Here is a 26032-nt window from a genome sequence, read left to right as displayed (position 1 = left end):
TCCCGGGGTGCCGATGAACTCCCCTGCCCGTTCCACTTCAAGGAGGACATCTCGTGACACCGCGTCCACGAACGGGGGCCCGCCGACGGGTCGCCGCCATCGCGACGGCCGGCGTGATGCTCGCCGGATTCGTCGCGGCGGCACCGGTCCAGGCCGCCGACACGAATCTCGTCGTCAACGGCGGGTTCGAGAACGGCCTGGCGAACTGGTTCGTCAACAACGGCAACGCCACCGACAGCGCGACCCTCTCCCCCACCACCGACGCCTACTCCGGGTCGAGCGCGGTGCGGGTCACCAACCGGACGACCACCGGGTCCGGTCCGATGCAGGACCTCTCCGGCAAGGTCCAGGCCGGGCAGACGTACACGTTGAGCGCCCGACTCAAGTACGAGAACGCGGCCTCGCCCGCCACGAAGCAGTTCTTCGCCACCATGCACTACGGCGGCTCCACCTACACCAACCTGGTGAGCGTGACGGCGACCCGGGGACAGTGGGCGCATGTCAACGGGCAGTTCACCATCCCGGCGAGCCAGGGCGTCGGCACCGCGCGCCTGTTCTTCGAGACCCCGTGGACGAGTGACCCGGGAGCCGATGCGAACCTGCACCTCATGGACTTCACGCTCGACGACGTATCGGTGGTCGGCGCCGCGCCGCCGCCGCCCGCGTCCAAGACCATCGAGGTGGTCGGCAAGCTGCCCGGCGAGCACAACCCGTTGATCGGCCACAAGTTCGGCGCCGACGGGTACGGCTTCGTCCACGACGGCCGGGTCTACATGTACATGACCAACGACACCCAGGGGTACGCCCCGAACCCGACCACCGGTGTCTCGCCGGGCATCAACTACGGCGACATCAACCAGATCACGGTGATCTCCACGACCGACATGGTCAACTGGACGGACCACGGTGAGATCCAGGTCGCCGGGCCGAACGGCGTGGCACCGTTCACGAACAACTCGTGGGCGCCGGGCATGGCCAAGAAGGTCGTCGACGGGCAGGAGAAGTTCTTCCTGTACTACGCCAACGGCGGCGGCTCCAGCAACGTGATCACCGGTGCGTCGCCGGTGGGCCCGTGGACCAGCGAGCGCACCAGCACGCTGATCGACGGCCGCACCCCGGGTGCCGAGGCGGTCGCCTGGAAGTTCGACCCGGCGCCGTTCGTGGACGACGACGGCGAGGCGTACCTCTACTTCGGCGGCGGTCCGGCGGCGACCAGCATGCCGGCGGCCGAGCGGTTCAACAACCCGAAGAACCTGCGGTCGATCAAGCTCGGTGACGACATGGTGTCGACCGAGGGCACGGCGGCGGTCGTGGACGCCCCGGTGGCCTTCGAGGCGGCCCAGGTGTTCAAGCGCGGTGACAAGTACTACCTGTCGTACTCGTCGCACTTCGGCGGCAACGACTTCGGTGGCAACCAGACGCCGCTGCCCGGCTACCCCGGCGGCGGTCAGATCGGCTACATGATCTCCGACGACCCGATGGTCTGGCCGAAGGAGACCTACGCGGGCGTGCTGTTCCCGAACCAGTCCCAGTTCTTCGGCACCGGCACCGGCGGCAACAACCACCAGTCCGCCTTCGAGTACGAGGGCAAGTACTACTTCACGTACCACGGCCCGACGCTGAACAAGCGCATCAACGGCAACACCACCCAGGGCTACCGCAGCCCGCACATCCAGGAACTCAGCTTCAACGAGGACGGCACCATCCGGCAGGTGGTGGGCGACTACGCCGGTGTCGACCAGGTCCGGAACTTCGACCCGTACCGGGTGTTCGAGGCGGAGACCTTCGGCTGGAGCAAGGGCATCGCGACCGTGAAGATCGACGGCGGGTCCGCCCAGTTCGGCGACGAGGCACCCAACCTGGTGGTCCGCGACATCGACAACGGAGACTGGACCGCGCTCTCCTCGGTCGACTTCGGCGCCGGGGCCAGGAGCCTGACCGCGAAGGTCCGGCCGCTGGTGGCCGGCGGGTCGATCCAGCTCCGGCTCGGTGACGTGACCGCCCCGGTGGTGGCGACCATCCCGGTCGACGGGACGATCGGCGAGTGGACGGAACTCACCACTCAGCTCGACGGCGTGGCCGGCGTGCACGACGTGTACTTCACCTACGCCGGGCCGGCCGGTGCCGACCTGTTCGAGCTCGACACCTGGGCGTTCGAGGCGGCCACCGCCGACCTGCCGGTGACGGTCAGCGCGCAGACGCGGTGTGTCGGCGGTAAGGCGTACGTGGCGGTGCAGGCGCGCAACGACCACGACGCTGCGGTGGACGTGGTGCTGGAGAGCGCGTACGGGCAGCGGTCGGTGTCGGCCGTGGCGCCGGGCGCGAGCGCGTTCCAGCAGTTCAACAGCCGGACGGCGGCGACGCAGGCGGGCACGGCGACCGTCCGGGTGACCGGGTCGATCGACGGCAGGGACGTGACGACGGTACGCACCGTCGAGCACCCCGCTGCCACCTGCTGATCATCCCTACCCACTGTCGATCACGAGTGACGCGGAGATGCAGATGAGAACGGACAATCGCAGGCGGCTGTTGGCGGCGGGTGCCGCCGGGGCCCTGCTGGTCGGGTCGGTGATGGCGGCTGCGCCCGCCTCGGCCGATCCGGGTGACACCGGTGACGTGACGGTCACGGTGGAGATCGAGGAGTTGGTGGAGCCGGGTGTGTTGGCGATGTCGATCGCGGGTGACTCGGTGGCGTTGACCGAGGACGGGTCGACGCTGGTGGTGCGGCAGTTCGTGGGTGGTCTGCCGACGGTGACGGTGACCGACACCCGGACCGCCGACGAGGTGCCCTCGGGTGCGGCGTGGGCGGTGCTCGGTAGCGCCACCGACTTCACCGGGGCCGACGGTCAGGAGCCGATCGGTGCCGGGCACCTGGGCTGGAAGCCGCGCCTGGTCGACGGTGGCGACACCGGTCTGGTCAGCGAGGGCGAGGAGGTCGTCACCGTGCTGGACGAGCCGACGCAGCCCGGCAACAACGTCGGCCTCACGGACCAGGAGCTGCTGGTCTCCACGTTCGACTCGGGTGCGGTCGCCGGTGGCGCGTACTCGGTCGACGCCGACCTGTTCCTGCGCACCCCGGCCGACGTGGCCGCCGGCGCGTACACCTCGACTCTGACCCTGTCCCTGTTCGAGTGATCCGCTGAGGGCGGGGCCGCCGGTCCACGGCGGCCCCGCCCTCGTTCCCCGTCGCGCCGCCCCGGACCGGCGCGTCAGGCCGCGATGGCGATCGCGAAGATGTGCATGGTGGGCACGTTGGCCGCCGGGCGGGCACTGATGTTGGGCAGCTCGACCCGGACGACCGCCTTGTTCTGCACCGTCACGCCCACGAAGTAGACGCAGGCGGCCGTGTTCTGCCGCTGGTTGCCGGGCCGGTTCTGGTAGGCGCTGACCACGGCCGCGGTGGCCCCGCTGTGCGGCCCGCCGTACCAGTCCGGGGTGCTCAGCGTGAAGGTCTGACGGGTGCCGTCGGCGTACACCACCGTGCCGGTGCCGGACACCGCGCCGTACGTGCCGGTGGCGAGGAAGCCGAGCGTACGACCGGTGCCGGTGACGCTGATCGACTGCCCGGAGGCGATGGCGTTGTCCGCTCCGCCCGCCGCGACGCTGGGCCAGCGGAAGGTCACCCCGTTGCGGCTCAGGGTGGCGCCGGGGGTGACGCCCGCAGCGGCCAGGGCCTGCGCGGAGAGCGAGGCACCGTTGCCGTCGAAGTTGCCGACGCCGGTGTTGGTGTCGTTGGTGGTGCTGACGTTGGTGAAGCTCTGTTCCAGCGTCGGGAGGGCGACGCCCTGCCCGGTGGCCCGGTAGGTGCGACCTGCCTGGACGGTCACCTCGACCAGGTCCGACTCGATCCGCGTGGTCCGCGCGGGCGTCCCGTCGGCGACGTCGACCACCGTGTACGTGGTGGCGAAGAGCCGTCCGCGCAGGCGTACCGTGCCGGCCCGGTCCGGCCGGACGAGGACCTCGCTGGCCTGGCCGTTGGTCCACGCGATGCCGACGGTGTGTCCGCCCCGGCCACGCAGGCCGGATACCCGCCCGTTCGGCCACGCGGTCGGCAGGGCCGGCAGGACGTGCAGTTCACCGGCATGGCTCTGGAGCAGCATCTCGGCGACCCCGGCGGTGGCGCCGAAGTTGCCGTCGATCTGGAACGGCGGGTGCAGGTCGAACATGTTCGGCGCGAGCCGGGCCGGGGTGGCGAGGAAACGGATCAGGTCGTGGGCGCGGTTGCCCTCCTCCATCCGGGCCCAGAAGTTGATCTTCCAGGCGAGTGACCAGCCGGTGCCGTCGTCACCCCGGATCTCCAGGGTGCGCCGGGCCGCCTCGAACAGCTGCGGGGTGCCGCGCCGGGTGATCTGGTTGCTCGGCGCGAGCCCGTACAGGTGCGAGATGTGCCGGTGGTTCCGCTCGGTCTCCACCCAGTCGTAGAGCCACTCCATGATGTTGCCCCGGGAACCGACCCGCGTCGGTGCCAACCGGTCCCGGGTCGCGCGGACCTGGGCCCGGAACGTGGCGTCCACCCCGAGGATCTCGCTGGCCCGGGCGCAGCCGTCGAAGAGGTCCCGCAGGATCTGGTTGTCCATGGTCGGGCCGGCGCACACGCTGGCGTCCGTGTGGTGGCCGATCTCCGGCGAGTTCGACGGGTTGGTGACCAGGTAGCCGAGGGACGGCTCGGTCACCAACGTGTCGAGGAAGAACTGCGCGGCACCCTTCATCGCCGGGTAGTTCGCGCGCAGGAACTCGACGTCGCCGTTGAACAGGTAGTGGTCCCAGATCAGGGTGGCCAGCCACGCACCGCCGGTCTGCCACATGCCCCAGAACGCGCCGTCCACCACCGAGGTGGCCCGCCAGGCGTCGGTGTTGTGGTGGGTGACCCAACCGCCCGCGCCGTACTGCACCTGCGCGGTGCGGGCACCGCTGACCGCCAGGTCGCGGACCATGTCGAAGACCGGTGCGTGGCACTCCGCCAGGTTCGTGGTGTTGGCCGGCCAGTAGTTCATCGGCAGGTTGGCGTTGATCGTGTACTTCGAGTCCCACGCCGGGGTCAGCGAGTCGTTCCAGATGCCCTGGAGGTTTGCCGGCTGGGTGCCCGGCCGGGAGGACGAGATCAGCAGGTACCGGCCGAACTGGAACAGCAGCGCGGAGAACTGCGGGTCGTTGACGCTGTTGTGCTGCGCGATCCGCACGTCGGTCGGCTGGTCGGCGGCGGCGGTCCGGCCGAGGTCGAGACTGACCCGGCCGAACAGCGCCTGGTAGTCGGCCACGTGCCGGCTGCGGAGTTGGTCGTAACTGCTGGCCCGGGCGGCGGTCAGGTGACGCCGCGCGATGCCCTGGTAGTCCCCGCCGACGTTGCGGTAGGTGACGTAGCTGGATCCGATCGAGATCAACAGGGTCACGCTGGTGGCGTTGGTGACCCGCAGCGTGCCGCCGGAACTCGTCACCGTGCCGCCGCTGACGGTCGCGTTGGCCAGGGCGTGGAACCGCACCGCGCCGGTGACGCCCTCCTGGTTGCCGGAGACCCCGTCGAGGGCGATCGTGGTGCCGTCAGGGCTGGACAGCGTGGTCCGCTGCGGGCTGTCGAAGGTGGCGGTAAAGGAGATCGACCCGCTCCGGTCGGCGGTCAGGCGCATCGCGATGACCTGGTCCGGCGCGCTGGCGAACACCTCGCGCTGGTAGCGGACGCCGTTCATCAGGTAGCTGACCGAGCTGGTCGCGGTGGTCAGGTCGAGCTGCCGCTCGTACTGCGACGCCCCGCCCGAGGTGGGGAACGTCAGCCGCAGGTTGCCGACGAGCTGGTACGCCAACTGCCCGACCGGGTTGCCGAGCATGTTCTGGTTGATCAGGTTCTGCGCCTGCGTCCACTGGTTGGCGAAGACCAACCGCCGGATCTCCGCCAGCGCCCCCGCCCCCCGGGTGTTGCTCGGGTCGTGGGGGCCGCCGGCCCAGACGGTGTCCTCGTTGAGTTGCAGCCGTTCGGCGTCGACGTTGCCGAACACCATGGCGCCGAGCCGACCGTTGCCGATCGGGAGCGCGCGCAGCCAGTCGGTCCCGGCGGACTCGTCGTACCACAGTGCCAGGTCACCGGCGGCGAGCACCTGGGCTGGTGGGGCGGAGTCCGCGCGGGCCAGGGCGGTCCACGGCAGCGGCAGCAGGGCGCCGCTCGCGCCGGCCGCGCCCATCTTGAGAGCCTGCCGTCGGGTCAGGTCTGACATCGATCCTCCAACCGGTGGCCCGAGGAGCCACGCCGGTGCGCGGGAACAGGGTGGAAAGCCGACATGCCGGCGCTGTTCGGTGACGTCGGGCGGGACGTGTCGGGCGAGACCCGAGCGCCACGGAGACAGCCAGACATCTGATGTGTTTCGCGAAGGTTACTCCGGGACGACAAAATAGGCAATGGTCGATGACGATGCCTGACGCCCACGGGCAATTCACTACCGATCACACCGATGTGCAGGCACAACGGAGTGGCCCGCCCCCGTCGCCAGACTTTCTCGCGTGGCCGGGCCGATCAGCGACGACACGGAGGGACACACCGACGAGGGGCTGAATACATCACATGTATCGCCCCGGGGCGGGGTCGGCGGAGTGCGGAGCCCGCCGCGATCAGCGCCGGGCGGCCGTACCACCTCGGGCGGTCGTGCCCGGTCGGGCGTCACCGAGCCGCGCCAGGGCCGCGTCACGGTCCACGGCGGATTCGGTGAGGGCGAGCCGCCGCACGTGGTCGACGACCCGGTCGGGGAACCGGTAGCGGCTGCCGCACCGGACGAGCAGGCGGCGCTCGCGCAACTCCCCCAGACCCCGTCGGACCTGCACGAGGGTCAGGTTGCACAGCGCCGCCGCCGCGTCGGCGTCGAAGTCCGGGCCGGGATGCAGGCCGAGGTAGCGGACCAACCGCTGCCCACGAGCGGGCAGATCGCGGTAGGCCAGGTCGAAGGCGGCGAGCAGGGCTGCCGCCGGGTCGACGCCGACCGACTCGTCCGCCAGGTCGAAGGGAGAGGTGGCGGCCTCTCCGGTCCGCTGGTCGACGACCGGCTCCGCGCCGCCGACCTCGTCGATCATGGTGCTCAACAGACGTTCCATCCGGTCGGCGCGGTCCACCACCACGGCGGTGTCGGACGGTCGGACCGGACTTGCCGACGGGCGCCGGTCGGTGCGGACGCCCATGGACGCGGCGGTGGCAGGTACGCGCATGACAGCCCCCCTTCCTCGTCAGACATCAGGTGGCGTGGCGGCGGACGTCCGTCCCGCACGCGAACCTGGCCCGCCGGGGCGTCGCGGTGACCGGCTCGGCCGGCCGGGACGGTGGACGCCGAGCACCCGGGTGAGCACGTCGCGAGTGAGGGGAAGCCTGCACTCTTGCTGACGAAAAGTAGTCTGTGAGCGATAACATAGCAAGGAGTAGATGTTCTTGCGATGAGGTGGACGCACCTCATCGGGCCAGCCAACCTCCGTCGACCGGGATGACGGCGCCGTGCACGTAGGCGGCCGCGTCGGAGGCGAGGAAGACGGTGACTCCGGCGAGGTCGTCGGGGCGCCCCCACCGCCCGGCCGGGATCCGTTCCAGGATCGCCCGGTTGCGCTCCGGCTGGTCCCGCAGTGCCCGGGTGTTGTCCGTGCCGATGTAGCCCGGCGCGATCGCGTTGACGTTGACCCCGTGCGGCGCCCACTCGTTGGCCAACGCGCGGGTCAGACCGGCGATCCCCGACTTCGCGGCGGCGTATCCGGGCACCGTCACGCCGCCCTGGAAGCTCAGCATCGACGCGGTGAAGATGATCTTCCCGCTGCCCCGCCGGACCATCTCCCGGCCCAGCTCCCGGGCGAGGACGAACGGCGCGGACAGGTCGACTTGGAGCACGTGGTCCCAGTCGGCGTCGGAGTGCTCTGCGGCGGGCGCGCGACGGATCGTGCCGGCGTTGTTGACCAGGATGTCGACGGGCCGGTCGGCCCCGACGAGCCAGTCGCCGAGCGCGCGGACGGCGGCGCGGTCGGACAGGTCCGCCCGGTACGGCACGAACCCGCGCCCGTGCGCCGCCACCCGGTCGGCCACCTCGCTACCGGTCTCCTCCAGCGCCGCGCTCACCCCGATCACGTCGGCTCCGGCAGCCGCCAGGGCCTCCGCCATCGCCAGTCCGATGCCGCGTCGGCACCCGGTCACCACGGCCAACCGGCCGCTCAGGTCGAACAGGTTCACGTGTCTCCTCCACAGTCGACGAGCACCTTCACGTCACCACCGGCGGCGAGCGCCTCGAAGGCCCGCGACACGTCGGCCAACGGCACGATCCGGGAGACGAGCCGGTCGGCGGGCACCTGACCGGTGTGCACCAGGCGGACCGCCTCGGCGTAGTCCCCGCGTTCGTAGACCCGTACCCCGATCACCTCCAGCTCGCGCCAGAAGATCCGGTGCAGGTCCACCTCGCGGGGGGTGGGGTGGATGGCGACGACGACGAGCCGTCCCCGGACCGCGAGCAGGTCGGTGGCGGTCCGGATACCGGCCGCCGAGCCGGAGACCTCGAACACCACGTCCGCGCCGGCCTCGGCGGTCGCCTCCCGGACGTACCGCGCGACGTCGACCGTCGCCGGGTCGACGGCGGTGAGACCGAGGTCGGTGGCGAGTTCCCGGCGGCGCGGGTCGAGTTCGAGCACGGTCACCTCGGCACCGGTGGCCCGGGCGACCGTGCCGATGAGCAGACCCACCGGCCCGGCGCCGATGACGACCGCGTGTTCGCCGGCGACGAGCCGGGAGCGGCGCACGTCGTGCACCGCCACCGCGGTCGGCTCGACGAGCGCGGCGTGGACCAGCGGCAGGTCCGCCGGCAGCGGCACCAGGAGCCGCGCGGATACGGTCCACGACCGTTGCATCGCGCCGGGCGAGTCGATGCCGACGAAGTCGAGCCGGTGGCAGATGTGCGTGTGTCCGGCACGGCAGGCGGGACACTCACCGCACCAGTCCAGCGGCATCACGGTGACCGGGTCCCCCACCCGGAAGCCGTCGACGCCCGCGCCGACCTCGGCCACCCGGCCCGACATCTCGTGCCCGATCACCGCCGGTACGCTCACCCGCTGGTCCATCGCCCCGTGCGCGATGTGCAGGTCCGTGCCACAGATCCCGGTGTACGCGACGTCGAGGCGCACCTGGCCGGGACCGGGCGGCACGACGGGGGTCTCCTCGACGACGAAGGTCTGCTCGCCGACGTACTGTGCGCTGCGGTTCACGCCGCCTCCTCGGGTCTCTCCGGTGGGCTGTTCTTCTCCCGCGAGCCGCTCGGCCGGGCCCGACCGAGTGCACCTGCCAGCGGTGGATCGCTGGGACGCCGAGGGTGCCGTGAGGGCACCAAACGTCCGACGTCTCTATAGTGGTGAGGGCTGCCGGTGTCTGCCACAGGCGGTGGCGGACCCATGTCGACGCCCCAGCGCGGGCCGGTCCGAAGGGGGCGTGGATGGCACTCACCGACGACGCGATCGCCAGGATCCGCAGCATGATCCAGAGCGGGGAGCTGCCGCCGGGCGCACGGCTGCCACCGGAGCCGCAACTGGCCGCGCAGATGGGGCTGTCCCGCAGCGGGGTCCGGGAGGCGGTGAAGGTGCTCGAATCGGCGCGGGTGCTCGACGTGCGTCGCGGCGACGGCACGTACGTCACCAGCCTCGCCCCGCGCCTGCTGCTGGAGGGCCTCGGCGTCGCGGTGGAACTGCTGCGCGACGACACGCTGCTGGAGGTGATGGAGGTCCGCCGGATGCTGGAGCCGGTGGCGACCGGCCTGGCGGCGCTGCGGATGACCGACACCGACCTCGACGAGCTCGCCCGGATCCTGGAGGACATGCGGGCCGCCGCCGACGACGCCGAGAAGCTGATCCAGTTCGACACCGCCTTCCACCACACGGTCATCGCGACGACCGGGAACGAGACCCTCACGTCGCTGCTGGCCGGGCTCTCCAGCCGGACGCTGCGGGCGCGGGTGTGGCGCGGGCTGATCGAGGGCAACGCGGCACACAAGACGATCGACGAGCACCACGCGATCTATCTCGCGCTGCGGTCGCGCGATCAACTGCTCGCCCAGGCCAGCGCCCTGATGCACGTCAACACCTCCGAGGCGTGGCTGCGTACGGTGCTCGCCGCCAAGGCGGCGGACGCGTGATGCCCGCACGACGGGGTTCACCCGGCCGCCCCGGCGGGCTGGGACCGCCGGGGCAGTCCGTAGGTCCGCAGGGCGGTGCCGGCGAAGACGTCCTGCCGTTCCCGGGCCGACAGCGGCGGTAACGCGGCCTCCAGCGCCCGACGGACACCCGGGTAGTCCGACCTGAGCAGACACACCGGCCAGTCCGAGCCAAACATCAGACGATCCGGGCCGAACTCGTCGATCGCGACCGCGACGAACGGGCTCAGGTCGGCCGGTGACCACTCCGGCCGGGCCTCGGTGACCAGGCCGGACAGCTTGGCGGTGACGTTCGGGTGGTCGGCGAGCGCGGCGAACGGGTCGCGCCAGGCCCGCAGACCCGCCCCTCCCGCGTCGATCCGGGGCTTGCCGAGGTGGTCGAGGACGAACCGGAGCTGCGGTACGGCCCGTGCCGCCCGGGCCGCCGCCGGCAACTGGTCGGCCCGGATCACCAGGTCGAACACGAGCCCGGCATCGGCCACCTCGACGAGGCCGCGCCGCACCTCGGGCCGGTCGAGATAGTCGGGGTCTGCCTCCCCCTGCACCTGCGGGCGTACCCCGACCAGCAGCTCACCGCCGCGCAGCCGACGGTAGCCCGCGACGGTTGCGGAGACGTCGCCGGCCGCGATGTCGAGCCAGGCCACCACACCGAGGATGGCCGGCGTGTCGGCGGCGTGGCCGAGGAACTCGGCGGCCTCGTCGGGATGACAGCGACCGCCCTCCACCAGCACGGTGCCGTCCACGCCGGTCGCGGTCAGCTCGGTGGTGAGGTCCGCCGGGGTGAACGGTCGACGGATGGCGGCCAGTGCGGGATCGTCCAGCCAGTCGTAGCCGTGGTCCGGCTGCCACAGGTGGTGGTGCGCATCGATGATCATGCCGGCGCTCCCGCCACGACCGGCGCGGTGGTCCACTCCGGGCCGTCGGGGAACCGGTAGTCGGTCAGCGCGGCGGGGACGATCTCGGCGCTCATGCCCGGCACGCGCGGTGCGAGGTAGCGTCCACGCTGGACGCGGACCGGGTCGGCGAAGTGCTCGTGCAGGTGGTCGACGTACTCGATGGCCCGGTCGTCCGTGGTGCCGCTGAGTGCCACGAAGTCGAACATGGCCAGGTGCTGCACCAGCTCGCACAGCCCGACACCTCCGGCGTGCGGGCAGACCGGCACCCCGAACTTCGCGGCGAGCAGCAGGATCGCCAGGTTCTCGTTGACCCCGGCGACCCGGCAGGCGTCGATCTGCACGACGTCGACCGCGTCGGCCTGGAGGAGCTGCTTGAACATCACCGCGTTGTGCACGTGCTCACCGGTGGCCACCTTGACCGGGGCGAGGGCCTTGCGCACGGCGGCGTGCCCGAGCACGTCGTCCGGGGACGTCGGCTCCTCGATCCAGTACGGGTCGAAAGGCGCCAGCTCCCGCATCCACCCGATGGCCTCGGGCACCCCCCAGATCTGGTTGGCGTCGACCGCGATGCGGACGTCCGGCCCGACCGCGCGGCGGGCGATACCCATCCGGCGTACGTCGTCGGCCAGATCCCCGCCGACCTTGATCTTGATCAGCCGGTACCCGTCGTCGACCGCCTCGCGGCAGAGCCGGGCGAGCTTCTCGTCGTCGTAGCCCAGCCAGCCCGGCGTGGTCGTGTAGGCGGGATAGCCCTCGGCCAGCAGGCGCTGCTCCCGGGCGGCGCGTCCGCCCTGCGCGGCCCGTAGCAGGTCCAGCGCCTCGTCCTCGGTGAGCGCCTCGCGCAGGTAGCGGAAGTCGACCTGCGCGACGATCTGTTCCGGGGTGAGGTCGGCGAGCAGCTTCCACAGCGGCTTGCCCGCGCGGCGGGCGGCGAGATCCCACACCGCGTTGACCAGCCCGCCGGCCGCCATGTGCACCACTCCCTTCTCCGGGCCGAGCCACCGGATCTGGCTGTCGCCGACGAGCCGCCGGGCCAACGCGCCGGGGTCCGCGAGCACCTCGTCGACCGGCTGACCGACCACCATCGAGGCGAGCGACTGCACGGCCGCGACCTGGATCTCGGTGCCGCGCCCCACGGTGAAGACCAGTCCGTGCCCCTCCGCGCCGGTCGATGTCCGCAGGATCAGGTACGCGGCGGAGTAGTCCGGGAACGGGTTCATGGCGTCCGACCCGTCGCGGTGCCGGGACGTGGGGAACCGTACGTCGATGGTTTCTACGGACGAGATGCGCTCACTCACCGAAACTCCTGGGGGTCGAACAACTGGCCGGGTCGGGCCCGGCTTCGGGGTCTGGGGTGCGGCGGACCGCCGGCCTCATGTCTGCGCCTTGCCTCCGGTGATGCGGGAGACCACCAGGGCCACCAGGATGACGGTGCCGTTGAGGAAGTTCGTCCACTGTGCGGGCACCCCGGCCAGGGTCAGCACGTTGATGATCATGAACAGCAGCAGGACACCGGTGAAGGCGCCGAAGACGCTGCCCTTGCCGCCGTTGAGACTCACGCCGCCGATCACCGCCGCCGCGAAGACCTGGAAGATCGCGCCGCTGCCCTGCGCCGCCGGCACCGCCGCCAGCCGACCGCTGATCAACAGGCCGGCGAGCGCGGCGAGGACGCTGGCCACGATGAGGGCGACCCACAGCACGCGGTCGGTGCGGATGCCCGCCGCCCGGGCGGCGTCGGCGTTGCCACCGATGGCGTAGAGCGCCCGGCCGGCACGGGTGTAGCCGAGAACCACGATGCCGACGGCGACCAGCAGCAGCGACACCCAGATCGACGCCGGCACCCCGGCCCAGGAGGCGGAGCCCAGATAGGTCATCGACTCCGGCAGCGCGAAGAAGGTCTGGCCGCCCGAGATGCCGGTGAGCAGGCCACGCAGGACGATCAGCATGCCCAGCGTGACGATGAAGCCGTTGAGGCCGAAGCGGACGATGAGCAGGCCGTTGAAGGCACCGACGAGCGCGCCGACGAGCAGGACCACCGGCACCGCCCAGGCGTCCGGCACCACGTCGAGCCCGAGACCTCGGGTGAGGGCGGGGTCGATGACCAGCCATGCGGCGATGCCCGGCGCCAGACCGAAGGTGGACTCCAGCGACAGGTCCATCTTGCCGGTGATCAGCACGATCGTCTGGGCGAGCACCACGATGGCGATCTCCGACATGCTCTGCAGCACGTTGATGATGTTGTCGCTGCTGAGGAAGACCGGGTTGACGATCGAGCCGACGACGGCGACCGCGATGATCGCCGGCACCAGCGCCAGGTCGCGTAGCCGGGCGACGGCCAGACTCCGTGAGGCGGACCTGGACGGTGGTGGTGCCGCCGCCGGTGGGGTGGTGGGAGTCAGCGTCTCAGACATGGTGGAGGTCCACCCCTTCCATGGCGGCTACCAGATCGTTGTCGCGCCAGCCGTGTGCCATCTCGCCGACGACCCGGCCCTGGAACATCACCAGCACCCGGTCACAGATCCGCAGGTCGTCGAGTTCGTCGGAGACCACGAGCACGGTGGTCCCGCCCCGACGGACCTCGTCGACGACACCGAGGAGCGTCTGCTTGGACCGCACGTCGACACCGGCGGTGGGGGTGATGAGCACCAGCACCTTGGGCTCGCTGGCCAACGCCCGACCCATCACCACCTTCTGCTGGTTGCCGCCGGACAGGTCGGAGACCGGCACCTGCGGCCCGGACGCCTTGATCGCCAGATCGGCGATGGTGCCACGGGCCAGCGCGTCGCGTCGGGCCGGTGAGATGAGGCCCCGTCGCGCGACCCGGTCCGGCACGGTCATCGTGACGTTCTCCGCTATGGACAGCAGCGGCACCAGCCCCTCCCGGTGCCGGTCCTGCGGCACCAGGCCGACGCCGGCGTCGAGCGCGTCCGGCACGCTGCCCGGACGCAGTGTGCGGCCGTCCACCACGACCGATCCCCCGGCCGCGCGGGCCAGGCCGACGATCGCCTCGGCGACCTCGACCTTGCCGCTGCCACCGCCGCCCGCGATGCCGACCACCTCGCCGGCCCGGGCCTCGAGCGACAGCTCCGCACCGGTGGCGGTGGTCAGGTCACGCACCGACAGCAGCACCGGCGCGTCGGCCACGAGCGGTCGGTGGTCCGCCTCCGGCATCGTCACGTCCTCACCGGTCATCGCGGCGACCAGGTCCGGCCGGCGCAGCTGCGCCACCGGGGCCGTCAGGATGTGCCGCGCGTCGCGGAAGACCGTCACCTGGTCGCAGATCTCATAGATCTCCTGCAGGTGGTGGCTGATGAACAGGAACGTCACACCCTGGGCCCGCAGGTCCCGGATCCGGGTGAACAGACGGTTGATGCCCGCGCCGTCGAGCTGGGCGGTCGGCTCGTCGAGGATGATGAACCGGGCGCCGAAGGAGAGTGCGCGGGCGATCTCCACGAACTGCCGCTGTTCGACCGAGAGCGACGCGGCGGGCTGGCGTACGTCCACCTCGACCGACCACGTCGCGAGCAGTTCCTCGGCCTGCCGGCGCAGCCTCGACCACTGGATCAGCCCGGCCACGCCCCGGGCGTGGCGGTTGAGGAACAGGTTCTCCGCCACGGTGAGGGTGGGGATGATCGTGGACTTCTGGTAGACGCAGGCCACCTGCCGGCGCCAGGCGTCGCGGTCACCCAACGGTGGAGCGGGCCGGCCGGCGAAGGCCACCGCGCCACCGTCGGCGGCCTGGAGTCCGGTGAGGATGCCGACCAGCGTCGACTTGCCGGCGCCGTTGCGCCCGACCAGGGCGTGCGTCTCGCCGGGCCGGACCACGATGCCCGCGTCGAGGAGGGCCACCGTCGACCCGAACCTCTTGGTGATGTTCACCGCCTCGACGACGGGCCGGGCGTCGCCGGCCGGCCCGTCGGCCGAGTGGTGTGGGACGGTGTTCATGCGTTGTTGCCCCACAGGGAGGCGTCGTCGAACTTCAGCGTCGGCTCACCCGCGACCGGTGCGCCGTCCACCGTCACCAGCGGCGCCGGGAGCTGGTCCTCCAGCAGGCCGTCGCGCACCTGGATGATGGTGCTGCCGTGGTCGGTCGGGCCGGGCTGGAACGTCTTGCCGTCCATCGCCGCCTTCACGTACTCCAGCCCGTACTTGGCGTACAGGTCGGCGGGTTGGCTGACGGTGGCGTCGATGAGGCCCTCGCCGATGTTCTTCAGCTCCTCGGGGATGCCGTCGTTGGAGACCACGAAGACGTGCTTCGGGTCGCTCGGCGGCACCTGGAGGCCGCGCTGCTTGAGGATCTGCAACGTGCCGGACAGGGCGAACGAGGACTGCATGTAGATGCCCTTGACGTCCGGGTCCGAGGCGAACCGGGTCTGCAGCTTCGACGCCGCCACGTCGGCCTTCCAGTCGGTGGCCTCGCCGAAGACGGTGATGGCGGGGAAGTCCTTGCGCATGCACTCGTTGAACGCCTCGGTGCGGTCCCGGCCGTTGATCGAGTCCAGGCCGCCCTGGAGCATCACGACCTTGCCCTTGCCACCGAGCTTGGTGCCGAGGAACTGGCAGGCCTTGATGCCGTAGGCGCGGTTGTCGGCACGGACGACCATGAACACCTTGCCGGTGTCCGGTCGGGTGTCGATCGTGACCACCGGGATGTCCCGGCTCTCCAACTGCGTCAGGGTGGGCGCGATGGCGGCGGTGTCCTGCGGTGCCATCACCACGCCCTTGACCCCTTGGCTCATGAACGCCTGGGTGTTCGAGATGAGGTTGGCGATGTCGTTCTGCGAGTTGGTGGTCTTGATCTCGACGCCCAGCTCGTCGGCGAACTGCGGCACGTACCTGATGTAGGAGTTCCAGAAGTCGGTGTCGGATCGCGGGTAGTCGACGCCGACGAGCCGCGCCGCGGCACCCGAGCCGGTGCCGTCGCCGTTGTCGCCGCAGCCGGCCGCGAGGGTGGCCGAGGCACCGAGCAGCATGGTCAGTCCCACGCTCAGCAGTGCTCTCCGTGTCATGCGGGGTCCTCCGTGTCAGGGATGTCGTCGGACGTCTGTCGCCGCGACCACTCGGGCCGCGGCAACAGACGTCCGACGGGAAGAGGTGTGATCAGACGGCGGTGATGGTCCACAGCAGGTTCGTGTTGCCGTCGAAGCTCCACTGCTTGACCGTCGAGCCGGAGGCGACCTGACCACCGCCGTCGAGGACCAGACCGGTCGTCCGGTTGGTGATCCGGTACCGCCGGTTGCCCTGGTCGGTGATCTGCCACTGTTGGTTGGTGCCGCCGTTCCACGGTGCCTGTTGGGCGGCGGCGCCGTTGGTGGTCTGCCCAAAGCCGTCGATGACCATGCCGTTGGTGCGGTTGACGATCCGGTGGTAGCCGGTGCCCAGGTCGACGAGCTGCCACTGCAGGTTGGTGCTGCTGTCCCAGCTCCACTGCTTCAGCGGTGACCCGGAACCGACGCTGCCGCCGCTGTCCAGTGCCAGGCCGTTGGTCACGTTCGTGATCCGCTGGTAGGTGGTCGGGTTGAAGGTGACGCGTAGCGACGCGATGGCGTCGTTGTTGCCGGTGGTGCGCAGGTCGCTGTTGTCGCTGCTGAACGTCCAGCTGGTGCCCGAAAAGTTGTCGTTGGCATAGCCGATGAGCTGATGGCCCGCGGTGACCCGGACCGACGAGATGGTGCGCAGACCGATGCCGGCAGCCTGGAGCTGGGCCGCCGTGTAGCTGCCGACCGAGAGGCTGACGCCGCCCTCGTAGCCGGTGTGCGCGTAGACGCTGACCGGGGGCGAGACGCTGGGGCCGCCGCCGAGGGTCGGGATGGGCCCGTTGAAGGTCAGCTTCACCACGTACGCGGACGCGCTGAACGGCGCGCCGGCCGATGGCAGGGTGATCCGCAGTCCGGTGGCGTCCTGGGCACGCGTGGGCAGGTTGACGTAGCTGCCGGCGGTCGAGCCGAGGAGTTGGACGCCGACCAGCGAGCTGAGGTTGATGCGATTCGAGGCGAGCGTGGTGATGGTGACCGAGCTGCCCGGCCAGCCGAGGATGGTCGCGTACAGCACCCGGTTGTCCTTGCTGCGGGTGAACCGGATGTCCTGGGCGGTGCCGACGACCGGGGCGACGAAGTATCCGCCGCCCATCCGGGTCGGTCCCTCGCCGAAGGTGGTCCAGGCCCGGGTGGCGTAGACGGACTCGCCGAAACGGCGGAGGTAGTCGCCGATGCCGAGCAGGATGGTGCGCTGGCCGGAGGGGATGGTGCCGTCTGCCATCGGCGCGATGTTGAGCACCATGTTGCCGTTCTTGCTGACCCGGTCGATCAGCGAGTGCAGCATCTGGTTGAGCGAGTAGTAGCCGATCCCCGTCGTGTAGCACCAACTGGAGCTGCTGATGCTGTCGTCGGTCAGCCAGTAGGGTTCGCGCAGCTCGGCGGGGCCACCGCGCTCGTAGTCGTAGACCGCACCACCCTGTTCGAGACCGTCCTTGTAGGTGGCGACGACCTCCTTGTCCCACGCGACGGCCCGGTTGTAGTAGTACGCCAGGAACCGCAGCCGCTGCGCGGCGCTGATCCGGTGCAGGTCGAAGTCCTGCCAGATGATGTCCGGTTGCGCCTGGTCGATGATCTCGCGGAGCTTGTCGTACCAGAGCTGCTCCTGCGCGGCGGTACCGAGCTGCCCGTACAGCTTGCGCAGGCTGGGGTCGGACTGCTGCGGCGCCCACTGGTAGAAGCCGGTGAAGTTGAAGGCGTGGTGCATCGCGACCATGACCTTGAGGCCCCGGGCCCGGATCGCCTCGGTGTGCAGCCGCAGCAGGTCCAGGCGTGGTCCGCGCGCCACCGAGTTCCACTCGTTGACCTGGCTGTTCCACATCGAGAAGCCGTCGTGGTGTTCCGCCACCGGGCCGGCGAAGCGCGCCCCGGCGTCGACGAACAACTGGGCCCACTCCGCCGGATCGAAGTTGCCACCGGCCGACCGCAACCGGGGCGCGAACTGCACGAAGCGGCCGGACCGGTCGTTCGCCCCGTTGATGAAGTTGTGGTACGGCCAGACCGACGGATCGCCGTACGTGCTGCGGTGGTGGTTGTTCTCGTTCGAGCCGGGGTTGTACATGTTGCGCGGGTACCACTCGTTGGCGTAGGCGGGGACGCTGAACGCGCCCCAGTGGTAGTAGATGCCGAACTTGGCGTCCTGGAACCACTCAGCCGCGGCGGGATGCTGCCCCACCGACGCCCAGGTCTCGGAGTAGTTGGACGGACCAGGAATCGCGGCGAGGGACGGTAGCGGGCGGACGACGCCGGCGAGAGCGGCGGCAGCTCCACCCGCGCCGACGGCGGCCAGCAGCGAACGACGGGTGATCGGGGGACGGGACATGGATATCCCTCCAAAACACGGACGGCGTGGGGTGGTGGCACTAGGTGCTTCAGACATCAGACGTTAAGCGCTGCCAGCAGGCACCGTCAACGCCTGGATATCCGTTTTCTGCGCGGAAAACGCCCCGGCAGCAGGCATCGCAGCCGACCATTCGTCATATCAATAACGGCTCGGCGGACGCGGACCGCTCCGGTCGTCGAACCGGCGGATCCCTCGACACCCACCTAGCCGATGTTGGCGATCACATCGCGGTGATCGACCTTGGCCGCATCGGCACATCGCCACTGTCTGCGAACGCTAACATCGATGACCCTGATGTTGCTAGCGTGTTGCGCCCCCGCCCGTCCGGTGACGGGCCTCCCCGGCGCGACCAGCAGCCGGCCGAAAATATCGATCAATGTCATCTTGTTGCTGGCGCTCTCGGCGCGACTCCATACTTTGGCTTGCGCGCGAGCCGCGAATCGGCACGAAAGTGTCATCGTCACGGCGAGGTGAGCGGATCCCTCCGCAGGGCAGCACCTCCCGCACCGCGACGCCCGGTCCCCGCCCCCCGGTCGATGTCGGCTGACCCCGACGTCCACCGTGCCCGGGTTCCGGCGTCGACCCCAACCACCGGAGAGGTGAACATGACCCGAACGAGAGCGGGGCTGCTGGCATCCCTGGCCACCGCGTTACTTCTCGCCGTGGCGGGCGTCGCCCTGTCCCCGTCACCGGCCGTCGCCGCGTCGCTGGTCGAGGTGACCAGCTTCGGCAACAACCCGGGCAACATGCGCATGCACATCTACGCGCCGGACAACCGGCCGGCCAATCCGGCGATCGTGGTCGCCATGCACGGCTGCGGCGGATCCGGCACCGGCTTCTACTCCAGCAGCGAGTTCGCCCGGCTCGCCGATCAGTACGGCTACCTGGTCATCTACCCCACCGCGACCCAACAGGCCGGTTTCGGCAACTGCTTCGACGTGTGGTCGGCCGCCTCGAAGCGCCGCGACGGCGGCAGCGACCCGGTCTCCATCATGTCGATGGTCAGCTACGCCCAGCGGCAGTACGGCGGCGACCCGCAGCGGGTCTACGCCACCGGCAGTTCCTCCGGCGGCATGGCCACCCAGGCCCTGCTCGCCCTCTACCCGGACGTGTTCAAGGCCGGCGCGGCCTTCATGGGCGTGCCGTTCAACTGCTTCGCCAACGCCGCCGACTTCCCGCCGACCAACAGCCAGTGCGTCAACGGCCGGATGGACCGCACCCCGCAGCAGTGGGGCGACGCGGTGCGGCAGGCGTACCCCGGCTACAGCGGTGCGCGTCCCCGCATCCAGCTCTGGCACGGGACCAACGACACGCTCATCCCGTTCCAGCTCCTGCAGGAAGCGGTCGAGCAGTGGACCAACGTCTTCGGGTTGAGCCAGACGCCGACGTCCTCGGACACCCCGCAGGCAAACTGGAACCGGCGGCGGTTCGCCAACTCCTCCGGCACGGTCCAGGTCGAGGCGTACAGCATCCAGGGTGCCGGGCACACCCTGCCGTCGACCGGCATGGCCCGGGCCGCCATCGACTTCTTCGGCCTGACCTCCACCCCCACCACTCCCCCGCCCACCACCCCACCCCCGACCACGCCGCCGCCCACCACCCCACCTCCGACCACCCCGCCGCCCACCACCCCGCCACCCACCACTCCGCCGCCGGGCACCACGACCTGCCGGGTGCAGTACTCGGCCGACTCGTGGAACAACGGTCTCGTCGGCACGGTGACCGTCACCAACAACACCCCGAACCCGGTCAACGGCTGGACGTTGCAGTGGACCTGGCCGAACGGCCAGCAGGTCACCAGCGCGTGGAACGCCACGGTGACCCAGAGCGGCAGCCAGGCGACCGCGCGCAACGTCGCCTGGAACGCCACGATCCCCGGTAACCAGAGCGTCAGCTTCGGCTTCCAGGCCACCCACAACGGCACCAACAACCCACCCACCGGCTTCACCCTCAACGGGCTCGGCTGCCAGTGAGCGACGCCGGCCGACGAGCCGGGCCCCGGTCGCACCACGACACGGGCGCGGCGACGTCGACCGGTGGCGGCACCCGGATCTGATCGACACCCGACGGCGAGCCGGCCGTCACCGAGTACGCGGCCCGGTGCCGCGGGCGCGCCACCTGCGCCCGTGGCACCGGGCCCGCTCGTTGTGCTCGTGCACACCCGCCCGCACGCCCGTCCCGGAGCGGACGCCGCCCGACCAGGCGACCAGAGCATATTTACTGCTGTCACTTGAGCGTGTTATCGATAACATGCTAACTTCCGGTCGAGGGGTGCAGGGCACGCTCCTTCGAGGTCATCGACCCGGCCGGCAGGGCACGCCGGCCGATCGCGGCACCCGCTGGTGACCTGTCCGGGCCCGCCGACAAGGCGCAGCGCGCCGGCCGTCCGAGCCGCCCCGACCGCAGGTGGCACCGGATCCCGTGCACCACGGCCAGGCCACCGCGCCCGCACGAACTCCACCGATCGCCCCAGCACCCGACGGGCCGAGCCTTGGCCGCCCCCGGGTGTGGTCGCCGCTCGTCCCGTGTCGGCCGAGAGGCGTACCGACCACCACCACGAGAGGTCTGTCATGAATCATAGATCCACCGACGACAGGGGCCCGACGATCCGGCCGCGCGCCCTGCTCTTCTCCATCGTGGCGGGCACCGCGCTGCTCGCCTCGACCATGCTCGTCGCTCCGGCCGCCAACGCCGCCGCCAGCACACTCGGCGCGGCGGCGGCCCAGAGCGGGCGCTACTTCGGCGCCGCCACCAACTCGTTCATGCTCAACGGTCAACACGTGACGATCCTCAACCGCGAGTTCAACTCCATCGTGGCCGAGAACGAGATGAAGTGGGACGCCACCGAACCCCAACAGAACGGCTTCAACTTCACCGGCGGCGACCGGCTCGTCGCACACGCCCGGGCCAACGGCATGTCGGTACGCGGGCACGCCCTGGTCTGGCACGCCCAGCAGCCGGGCTGGGCCCAGAACCTCTCCGGCACCGCACTGCGCAACGCCATGACCAACCACATCACCCGGGTCGCCGGCCACTTCCGGGGCCAGATCCACTCCTGGGACGTGGTGAACGAGGCGTTCGCCGACGGCGGTGGCGGCGGTCGGCGTGACTCCAACCTCCAGCGCACCGGCAACGACTGGATCGAGGTCGCGTTCCGGACCGCGCGCACCGCCGACCCGAGCGCCAAGCTCTGCTACAACGACTACAACACCGACGGGATCAACGCGAAGTCGACCGGCATCTACAACATGGTGCGCGACTTCAAGGCCCGTGGGGTGCCGATCGACTGCGTGGGCTTCCAGTCCCACCTGGGCACCACGCTCTCCAGCGACTACCAGGCCAACCTGCAACGCTTCGCCGACCTCGGCGTGGACGTGCAGATCACCGAGTTGGACGTCGCCCAGGGGTCCAACCAGGCGAGCATCTACGAGCGGGTCACCCGCGCCTGCCTGGCGGTGGCCCGGTGCACCGGCATCACCGTGTGGGGCGTACGCGACAACGACTCGTGGCGGCGCAACGAGAACCCGCTGCTCTTCGACGCGAACGGCAACAAGAAGCCGGCGTACCAGTCGGTGCTCAACGCGCTGAACAGCGTCAGCGGGCCGAACCCGACCACCCCGCCGCCGACCACCACCCCGCCCCCGTCGACCGGTGGCGGATGCACCGCATCGGTGTCGCTGAACTCGTGGAACGGCGGTTTCGTGGCCACCGTCAAGGTCACCGCCGGCAACTCCGCGATCCGTGGCTGGAGCGTACGGGTCGCGCTGCCCGGCGGCACCGCGGTCACCGGCACCTGGAACACCCAGGCCAGCGGCAGCAGCGGCACGGTGAACTTCGCCAACGTGAGTTACAACGGCCAGGTCGGTGCCGGCGGCAGCACCGAATTCGGCTTCCAGGGCACCGGAACGGGTCCGTCCGGTACCCCCACCTGCACGGCGAGCTGACCACCCACCGGCAGCGGGTCCGGTCCGGCATGGCCGGGCCGGACCCTGCCTGCCGCACGGGTGCACGCCGGACCGCCTCAGCGGACCGGTGGCCGCCCCACGCTCTGCCGGGAGACCAGGGTCGGTGCGACCGTCTCGCGCAGCGCGCCCCCGCTGGCCGACTCGATCTGGGTCAGCAGCATCTCCAGGCTGGCCCGGGCCACCGCGTCGAAATCCGGCCGCACGGTGGTCAGCGGCGGGATGAAGTAAGCCGCCTCGGGCACATCGTCGAAGCCGACCACGCTGATGTCGTCCGGCACCCGGCGACCGTGCTCGTGCAACGCCCGCAGCACCCCGAGCGCGAGGTGGTCGTTGGCGGTGAAGACGGCGGTGACGTCGGGCATCCGGGCCAACATCTGCCCGCAGCGGTAACCGGCGGCGGCGGACCAGTCCGCCGGCACCAGCGGTGGGATCTCCGCCCCGGCCGCGAGCAGGGCCTCCCGCCAGCCCTCGATCCGGCCCGCGCTGTCGAACCAGTCGGACGGACCGGAGACGTGCCACACCGTACGGTGCCCGGCCTCGAGCAGGTGCTGGGTGGCGGCCCGGGCACCGGCGGCCTGGTCCACCGTCACCAGTGGCATCGGTCGGCGCGGATCCCCGTCGACGGTGACCAGCGGGACGTCCTTCGGCAGCCGCTCCAACGCCTCGCCTGCCGACTCCACCGGCGCGATCACGACGATGCCGGCGACCCGGTGGGCCAGGTGCCGCTCCACCGCCGCCGAGATGGACCGGTGGTCGAGGTCCCGGACGCTGCCGACGCTGACCGCGAAGCCGGACTCGGCGGCGACCTGTTCCAGCGCGGTGAGCAGCGACGCCGGGCCGTAGAGGGTGGTGTTCTGGGCGACCACGCCGATCACCTGCGAACGACCGGTGACCAACGCGCGCGCCGCCCGGTTGGGGCGGTAACCGAGCTCGGCGATGGCGGCCTGGACCCGCAGTCGGGTCTGTTCGCGGACGTTCGGGTGGCCGTTGAGCACTCGTGACACCGTCTGGTGCGAGACACCAGCGAGGCGAGCCACGTCCGTCATCGCAGGATCGCGTACGGCCATCTCAGACTCCCCGCATGTCGGTCGGCGCCGCGACCGGTCGACGCTGACTGGAACGGCTAAGGGTACAAAGATCCCCTCTCGCGGTACCCACACCGGCCCGTGCCGTCCGAGTGGAGAGCGCTCGATCACGCACAGTCTACGTCAGCGCCGATCCCGATCGTTGCCTGGCCGTGGGCCGAGTCCGCGTCGCGCCGAGGGCTCCGGCGCCCGACCCGGTCGACGGCGTACACCGGGATTCCGCATGACGTGCTGTGCCGGGACGCGGGTGGTGCCCGGCCGGTCGCCGGGCACCACCCCCTCGGTCACCGGAGCGCGGTGACCGTCCGTACCGGCGGGCGGCGCGGTCGGAGGTACGCGCCGCACCCGCCCCGAGGGCGCCCTGACATCGAGGTCAGGGCGTCGTCAACTCGAAGCGTCGCACCGTCACCGCACCACCAAGGGCGCTGGTGGCGAAGTTGAAGATGCCGAACCGGTACCCCATGAAGAACGTCCAGTTGTTGTTGAGCGTCAGGGCGTTGCCCAGCGAGACGAAGTTGACCCCGTCGGTGCTGTACGAGAAGCGCGCCTGCCGCCCGGAGCCGGGTCTGATGTCGGCGTTGGCCCGTAGCCAGATCCGGCCGCCGGACACCGCGGCACTGGCGATCTCGCTGCCGGTGCTCGTGGTGCTCCAGTTGCTGCCCATGGTGAGGCCGTTGGTCATCACCACCCGGGTCGCGCCGTTGTCGCGGCGTACACCGATCCAGGCCGAGTTGTCGCGCAGCATGGCCAGGCCGGTGCGGTCCCCGTCGCGCATCGTGGAGTAGTCCAGCTCGACCGTCGCGGTCGAGGTGGGCCCCTGGATACGGTGCGTGACGGTGTTGCGGGCCCGGTAGAGGTCGTTGGTGACGGTGGCGGTCTGCAGGCGCAGTCCGTTGTTCACCGAGAACCGGCTGGTGTCGGGGTTGTGGTTCCACTCCCACTGCACGCCGAGTTGGGTGCCGGCGAACGTGTCCACCCCGGTGAGCGGCTTGACCGGCCGCAGCGGCAACGGGTTGGGGTAGTTCACGCCCCACGCGCCGTTGACCGTCTGCACCTGCGGCCAGCCGTCGGCGGTCCAGGTGATCGGCGCCAGCGTCGGCATCCGGCCGCCCGGGTACGCGTCGGTGAACGCCATGTAGTACCAGGCCCCGTTCTGGGTCTGCACCAGCCCACCCTGGTGCGGTACGCCGCCGCCGGAGATCGGCCCCTGCATGTTGAGCAGCACCTGCCGCTGCTCGTACGGGCCGAACGGGCCGTTGGTCGACTTGAGCACGTACTGGCCGTTGGCCGGACGGGTCAGCCAGATGTAGTAGGCGCCGTTGCGCTTGTAGAAGCGGGCTCCCTCCAGCGTGCCGATGCTCGACGGCGTCTGGTAGACCTGCTGGGCCCGTACCTGGGAGCGTCCGTCGGCGGAGAGCTGCGCCACGCTGATCGTGCCGTTGCCGTACGCGACGTACATGGTGTCGTTGTCGTCGATCAGCATGCCGGCGTCGTAGTAGCAGTTGGGGATGGTGGCGTGCCGGCTCCAGGTGCCGTCCACGGCGGAGGCGGTGTAGATGTGGGTCTGGGCGAAGTCGATGCAGCCCGCCCAGTAGTACGTCCGGTTGCTGGGTCGGTAGTTCAGCGTCGAGGCCCAGATCCCGTTCACGTACGCGTGTTGCCCGCTGGGCAGGTCGTACTTGGTGCCGAAGTCCAGCCGGGGCACCGAGTGCCCGGCGAACTCCCAGTTCACCAGGTCGTACGAGCGCAGCACCGGCGCGCCCGGCGAGTAGTGCATGGTCGAGGCGGACATGTAGTAGACGTCGCCGACCCGGATGATGTCGACGTCGGCGAAGTCCTGCCAGACCACCGGGTTGGTGAAGTTGCCGCCGGGGGTGCCCGGGTTGCCGGTGTCGCCGACGCGGACGAGCTGCCACTGCTGGTTGGTGCCGCCCCAGTCGTCGTACTGCACGATGTTGCCGCCGTCGGCGGTGGAGGCGTTCTGCACCTCCACCGCCTTGTTGCTGTTGCGGTTGATCAGACGGACGTACCCGCCGTCGGAGTCGGCGAGCCGGAACTGCTGGTTGGTGCCGTTGCCGTCGCTCCACTGCACGATGGACGCGCCGTTGGCGGTGGAGAAGTTGTAGACGTCCAGCACCTTGCCCGAGTGCCGGGACTTCAACCGGTAGTAGCCACCACCGGAGTCGACGAACTGCCACTGCTGCTGGTTACCGTTGTTGCGCGTCCACTGGGTGATCCGCGCACCGTCGTTCGTGGCCAGGTTGTACACGTCCAGGGCCTTACCGCTGTTGCGGTTGACCAACACGTACCACGCGTTGGTGTCGACCGTCGCCGCCGCGGCCGGCGTCGGTGCGACCGCCACCAGCGTGCCGCCCACCACGACCGCCGCCACCGCCGCGACGGCCCGGGACAACCACCCGCGCCGATGCGGAGCGACGCGGGGGACCTCGAAGGTACCCATGATCCTCCTTGGGAGAAGAGAGCCGAGCGACCACAGGAGACGGTCGCGGGGTAGATGCGTCCCGCGTGGTGTGATCGCTAACAACCGCCGCCGTGCCCACGTG

At 70.5% G+C, this 26032-nt stretch carries 18 protein-coding genes; 5 read left to right on the top strand and 13 right to left on the bottom strand.

Going from position 1 to position 26032, the window contains the following annotated elements; genetic code table 11:
- Positions 1–53 precede the first annotated feature (53 nt).
- Positions 54–2459: a family 43 glycosylhydrolase gene (locus ACFYTT_RS04130; RefSeq protein WP_387257654.1), complete on the top strand. Its 2406-nt coding sequence runs from the start codon at positions 54–56 to the stop codon at positions 2457–2459.
- A 43-nt stretch (positions 2460–2502) separates the two neighbouring features.
- Positions 2503–3135, top strand: coding sequence for a hypothetical protein (locus ACFYTT_RS04125; protein WP_387257652.1), 633 nt, complete (start codon positions 2503–2505; stop codon positions 3133–3135).
- 74 nt (positions 3136–3209) lie between these two features.
- Here ACFYTT_RS04125 and ACFYTT_RS04120 read toward each other — a convergent pair whose 3' ends face one another.
- The 4 genes from ACFYTT_RS04120 to ACFYTT_RS04105 all read right to left on the bottom strand — a co-directional run bounded on the left by ACFYTT_RS04120 (position 3210) and on the right by ACFYTT_RS04105 (position 9207).
- Positions 3210–6206: a glycoside hydrolase N-terminal domain-containing protein gene (locus ACFYTT_RS04120; RefSeq protein ID WP_387257650.1), complete on the bottom strand. Its 2997-nt coding sequence runs from the start codon at positions 6204–6206 to the stop codon at positions 3210–3212.
- Positions 6207–6597: 391 nt separating this feature from the next.
- Entirely contained in the window at positions 6598–7185 is a 588-nt protein-coding gene (locus ACFYTT_RS04115) for a hypothetical protein (RefSeq protein ID WP_131052575.1), read from the bottom strand.
- Positions 7186–7423: 238 nt separating this feature from the next.
- Entirely contained in the window at positions 7424–8185 is a 762-nt protein-coding gene (locus tag ACFYTT_RS04110) for an SDR family oxidoreductase (protein WP_387257647.1), read from the bottom strand.
- Complete coding sequence (locus ACFYTT_RS04105; RefSeq protein ID WP_387257644.1) at positions 8182–9207, bottom strand: zinc-binding dehydrogenase; 1026 nt, start codon at positions 9205–9207, stop codon at positions 8182–8184. Before ACFYTT_RS04105 ends, ACFYTT_RS04110 begins: the two co-directional genes overlap by 4 nt.
- A 224-nt stretch (positions 9208–9431) precedes the next feature.
- Here ACFYTT_RS04105 and ACFYTT_RS04100 point away from each other — a divergent pair, with 224 nt between their 5' ends.
- The gene (locus ACFYTT_RS04100) at positions 9432–10127 is read left to right on the top strand and encodes a FadR/GntR family transcriptional regulator (protein WP_131052578.1); all 696 of its coding nucleotides are present in this window, start codon (positions 9432–9434) and stop codon (positions 10125–10127) included.
- 17 nt (positions 10128–10144) lie between these two features.
- Here ACFYTT_RS04100 and ACFYTT_RS04095 read toward each other — a convergent pair whose 3' ends face one another.
- The 7 genes from ACFYTT_RS04095 to ACFYTT_RS04065 form a co-directional block, all read right to left on the bottom strand.
- Positions 10145–11020, bottom strand: coding sequence for an amidohydrolase family protein (locus ACFYTT_RS04095; RefSeq protein WP_387257641.1), 876 nt, complete (start codon positions 11018–11020; stop codon positions 10145–10147).
- Positions 11017–12339: an enolase C-terminal domain-like protein gene (locus tag ACFYTT_RS04090; protein ID WP_387257638.1), complete on the bottom strand. Its 1323-nt coding sequence runs from the start codon at positions 12337–12339 to the stop codon at positions 11017–11019. Before ACFYTT_RS04090 ends, ACFYTT_RS04095 begins: the two co-directional genes overlap by 4 nt.
- Positions 12340–12414: 75 nt before the next feature.
- The gene (locus ACFYTT_RS04085; protein ID WP_131052581.1) at positions 12415–13452 is read right to left on the bottom strand and encodes an ABC transporter permease; all 1038 of its coding nucleotides are present in this window, start codon (positions 13450–13452) and stop codon (positions 12415–12417) included.
- Positions 13445–14986 carry a sugar ABC transporter ATP-binding protein gene (locus ACFYTT_RS04080; RefSeq protein ID WP_387257635.1) on the bottom strand — a complete coding sequence of 514 codons (1542 nt, stop codon included), beginning with the start codon at positions 14984–14986 and terminating at the stop codon, positions 13445–13447. Before ACFYTT_RS04080 ends, ACFYTT_RS04085 begins: the two co-directional genes overlap by 8 nt.
- A complete protein-coding gene (locus ACFYTT_RS04075) occupies positions 14983–16050 on the bottom strand; it encodes a sugar ABC transporter substrate-binding protein (protein ID WP_387257633.1) in 1068 nt (355 codons plus the stop codon). The genes ACFYTT_RS04080 and ACFYTT_RS04075 overlap by 4 nt, the downstream gene beginning before the upstream one ends.
- A 91-nt stretch (positions 16051–16141) precedes the next feature.
- Positions 16142–18397 (bottom strand): alpha-L-fucosidase, encoded by a 2256-nt coding sequence (locus ACFYTT_RS04070; protein WP_387257631.1) that lies wholly within the window; start codon positions 18395–18397, stop codon positions 16142–16144.
- Between the two features lie 224 nt (positions 18398–18621).
- Positions 18622–18882 (bottom strand): hypothetical protein, encoded by a 261-nt coding sequence (locus tag ACFYTT_RS04065; protein WP_387257629.1) that lies wholly within the window; start codon positions 18880–18882, stop codon positions 18622–18624.
- Between the two features lie 141 nt (positions 18883–19023).
- On the opposite strand from ACFYTT_RS04065, the gene ACFYTT_RS04060 reads away from it, so the two are divergent.
- Together ACFYTT_RS04060 and ACFYTT_RS04055 are read left to right on the top strand one after the other, a co-directional pair.
- Positions 19024–20391: a PHB depolymerase family esterase gene (locus ACFYTT_RS04060; RefSeq protein ID WP_387257627.1), complete on the top strand. Its 1368-nt coding sequence runs from the start codon at positions 19024–19026 to the stop codon at positions 20389–20391.
- A gap of 597 nt (positions 20392–20988) precedes the next feature.
- Positions 20989–22362, top strand: coding sequence for an endo-1,4-beta-xylanase (locus ACFYTT_RS04055; protein WP_387257625.1), 1374 nt, complete (start codon positions 20989–20991; stop codon positions 22360–22362).
- A gap of 77 nt (positions 22363–22439) precedes the next feature.
- Here ACFYTT_RS04055 and ACFYTT_RS04050 read toward each other — a convergent pair whose 3' ends face one another.
- Both ACFYTT_RS04050 and ACFYTT_RS04045 read right to left on the bottom strand, forming a co-directional pair.
- Positions 22440–23429 carry a LacI family DNA-binding transcriptional regulator gene (locus ACFYTT_RS04050; protein ID WP_176093836.1) on the bottom strand — a complete coding sequence of 330 codons (990 nt, stop codon included), beginning with the start codon at positions 23427–23429 and terminating at the stop codon, positions 22440–22442.
- 412 nt (positions 23430–23841) lie between these two features.
- A complete protein-coding gene (locus tag ACFYTT_RS04045) occupies positions 23842–25929 on the bottom strand; it encodes a family 43 glycosylhydrolase (protein ID WP_387257623.1) in 2088 nt (695 codons plus the stop codon).
- Positions 25930–26032: the final 103 nt, after the last annotated feature.

This window comes from Micromonospora sp. NPDC003816 (assembly GCF_042874705.1).
GTDB lineage: Bacteria > Actinomycetota > Actinomycetes > Mycobacteriales > Micromonosporaceae > Micromonospora.
The sequence above is the reverse complement of the archived record's forward strand: the minus strand, read 5'-3'. Positions and strand labels throughout refer to the sequence as shown.

Excerpts from the sequence above, each read along its gene's own strand:
- ACFYTT_RS04075 (WP_387257633.1), bottom strand. The coding sequence starts at position 16,050 with ATGACACGGAGAGCACTGCTGAGCGTGGGACTGACCATGCTGCTCGGT.
- ACFYTT_RS04120 (WP_387257650.1), bottom strand. The coding sequence starts at position 6,206 with ATGTCAGACCTGACCCGACGGCAGGCTCTCAAGATGGGCGCGGCCGGC.
- ACFYTT_RS04055 (WP_387257625.1), top strand. The coding sequence starts at position 20,989 with ATGAATCATAGATCCACCGACGACAGGGGCCCGACGATCCGGCCGCGC.
- ACFYTT_RS04050 (WP_176093836.1), bottom strand. The coding sequence starts at position 23,429 with ATGACGGACGTGGCTCGCCTCGCTGGTGTCTCGCACCAGACGGTGTCA.
- ACFYTT_RS04115 (WP_131052575.1), bottom strand. The coding sequence starts at position 7,185 with ATGCGCGTACCTGCCACCGCCGCGTCCATGGGCGTCCGCACCGACCGG.
- ACFYTT_RS04070 (WP_387257631.1), bottom strand. The coding sequence starts at position 18,397 with ATGTCCCGTCCCCCGATCACCCGTCGTTCGCTGCTGGCCGCCGTCGGC.
- ACFYTT_RS04095 (WP_387257641.1), bottom strand. The coding sequence starts at position 11,020 with ATGATCATCGATGCGCACCACCACCTGTGGCAGCCGGACCACGGCTAC.
- ACFYTT_RS04100 (WP_131052578.1), top strand. The coding sequence starts at position 9,432 with ATGGCACTCACCGACGACGCGATCGCCAGGATCCGCAGCATGATCCAG.
- ACFYTT_RS04045 (WP_387257623.1), bottom strand. The coding sequence starts at position 25,929 with ATGGGTACCTTCGAGGTCCCCCGCGTCGCTCCGCATCGGCGCGGGTGG.
- ACFYTT_RS04085 (WP_131052581.1), bottom strand. The coding sequence starts at position 13,452 with ATGTCTGAGACGCTGACTCCCACCACCCCACCGGCGGCGGCACCACCA.
- ACFYTT_RS04080 (WP_387257635.1), bottom strand. The coding sequence starts at position 14,986 with ATGAACACCGTCCCACACCACTCGGCCGACGGGCCGGCCGGCGACGCC.
- ACFYTT_RS04125 (WP_387257652.1), top strand. The coding sequence starts at position 2,503 with ATGAGAACGGACAATCGCAGGCGGCTGTTGGCGGCGGGTGCCGCCGGG.
- ACFYTT_RS04060 (WP_387257627.1), top strand. The coding sequence starts at position 19,024 with ATGACCCGAACGAGAGCGGGGCTGCTGGCATCCCTGGCCACCGCGTTA.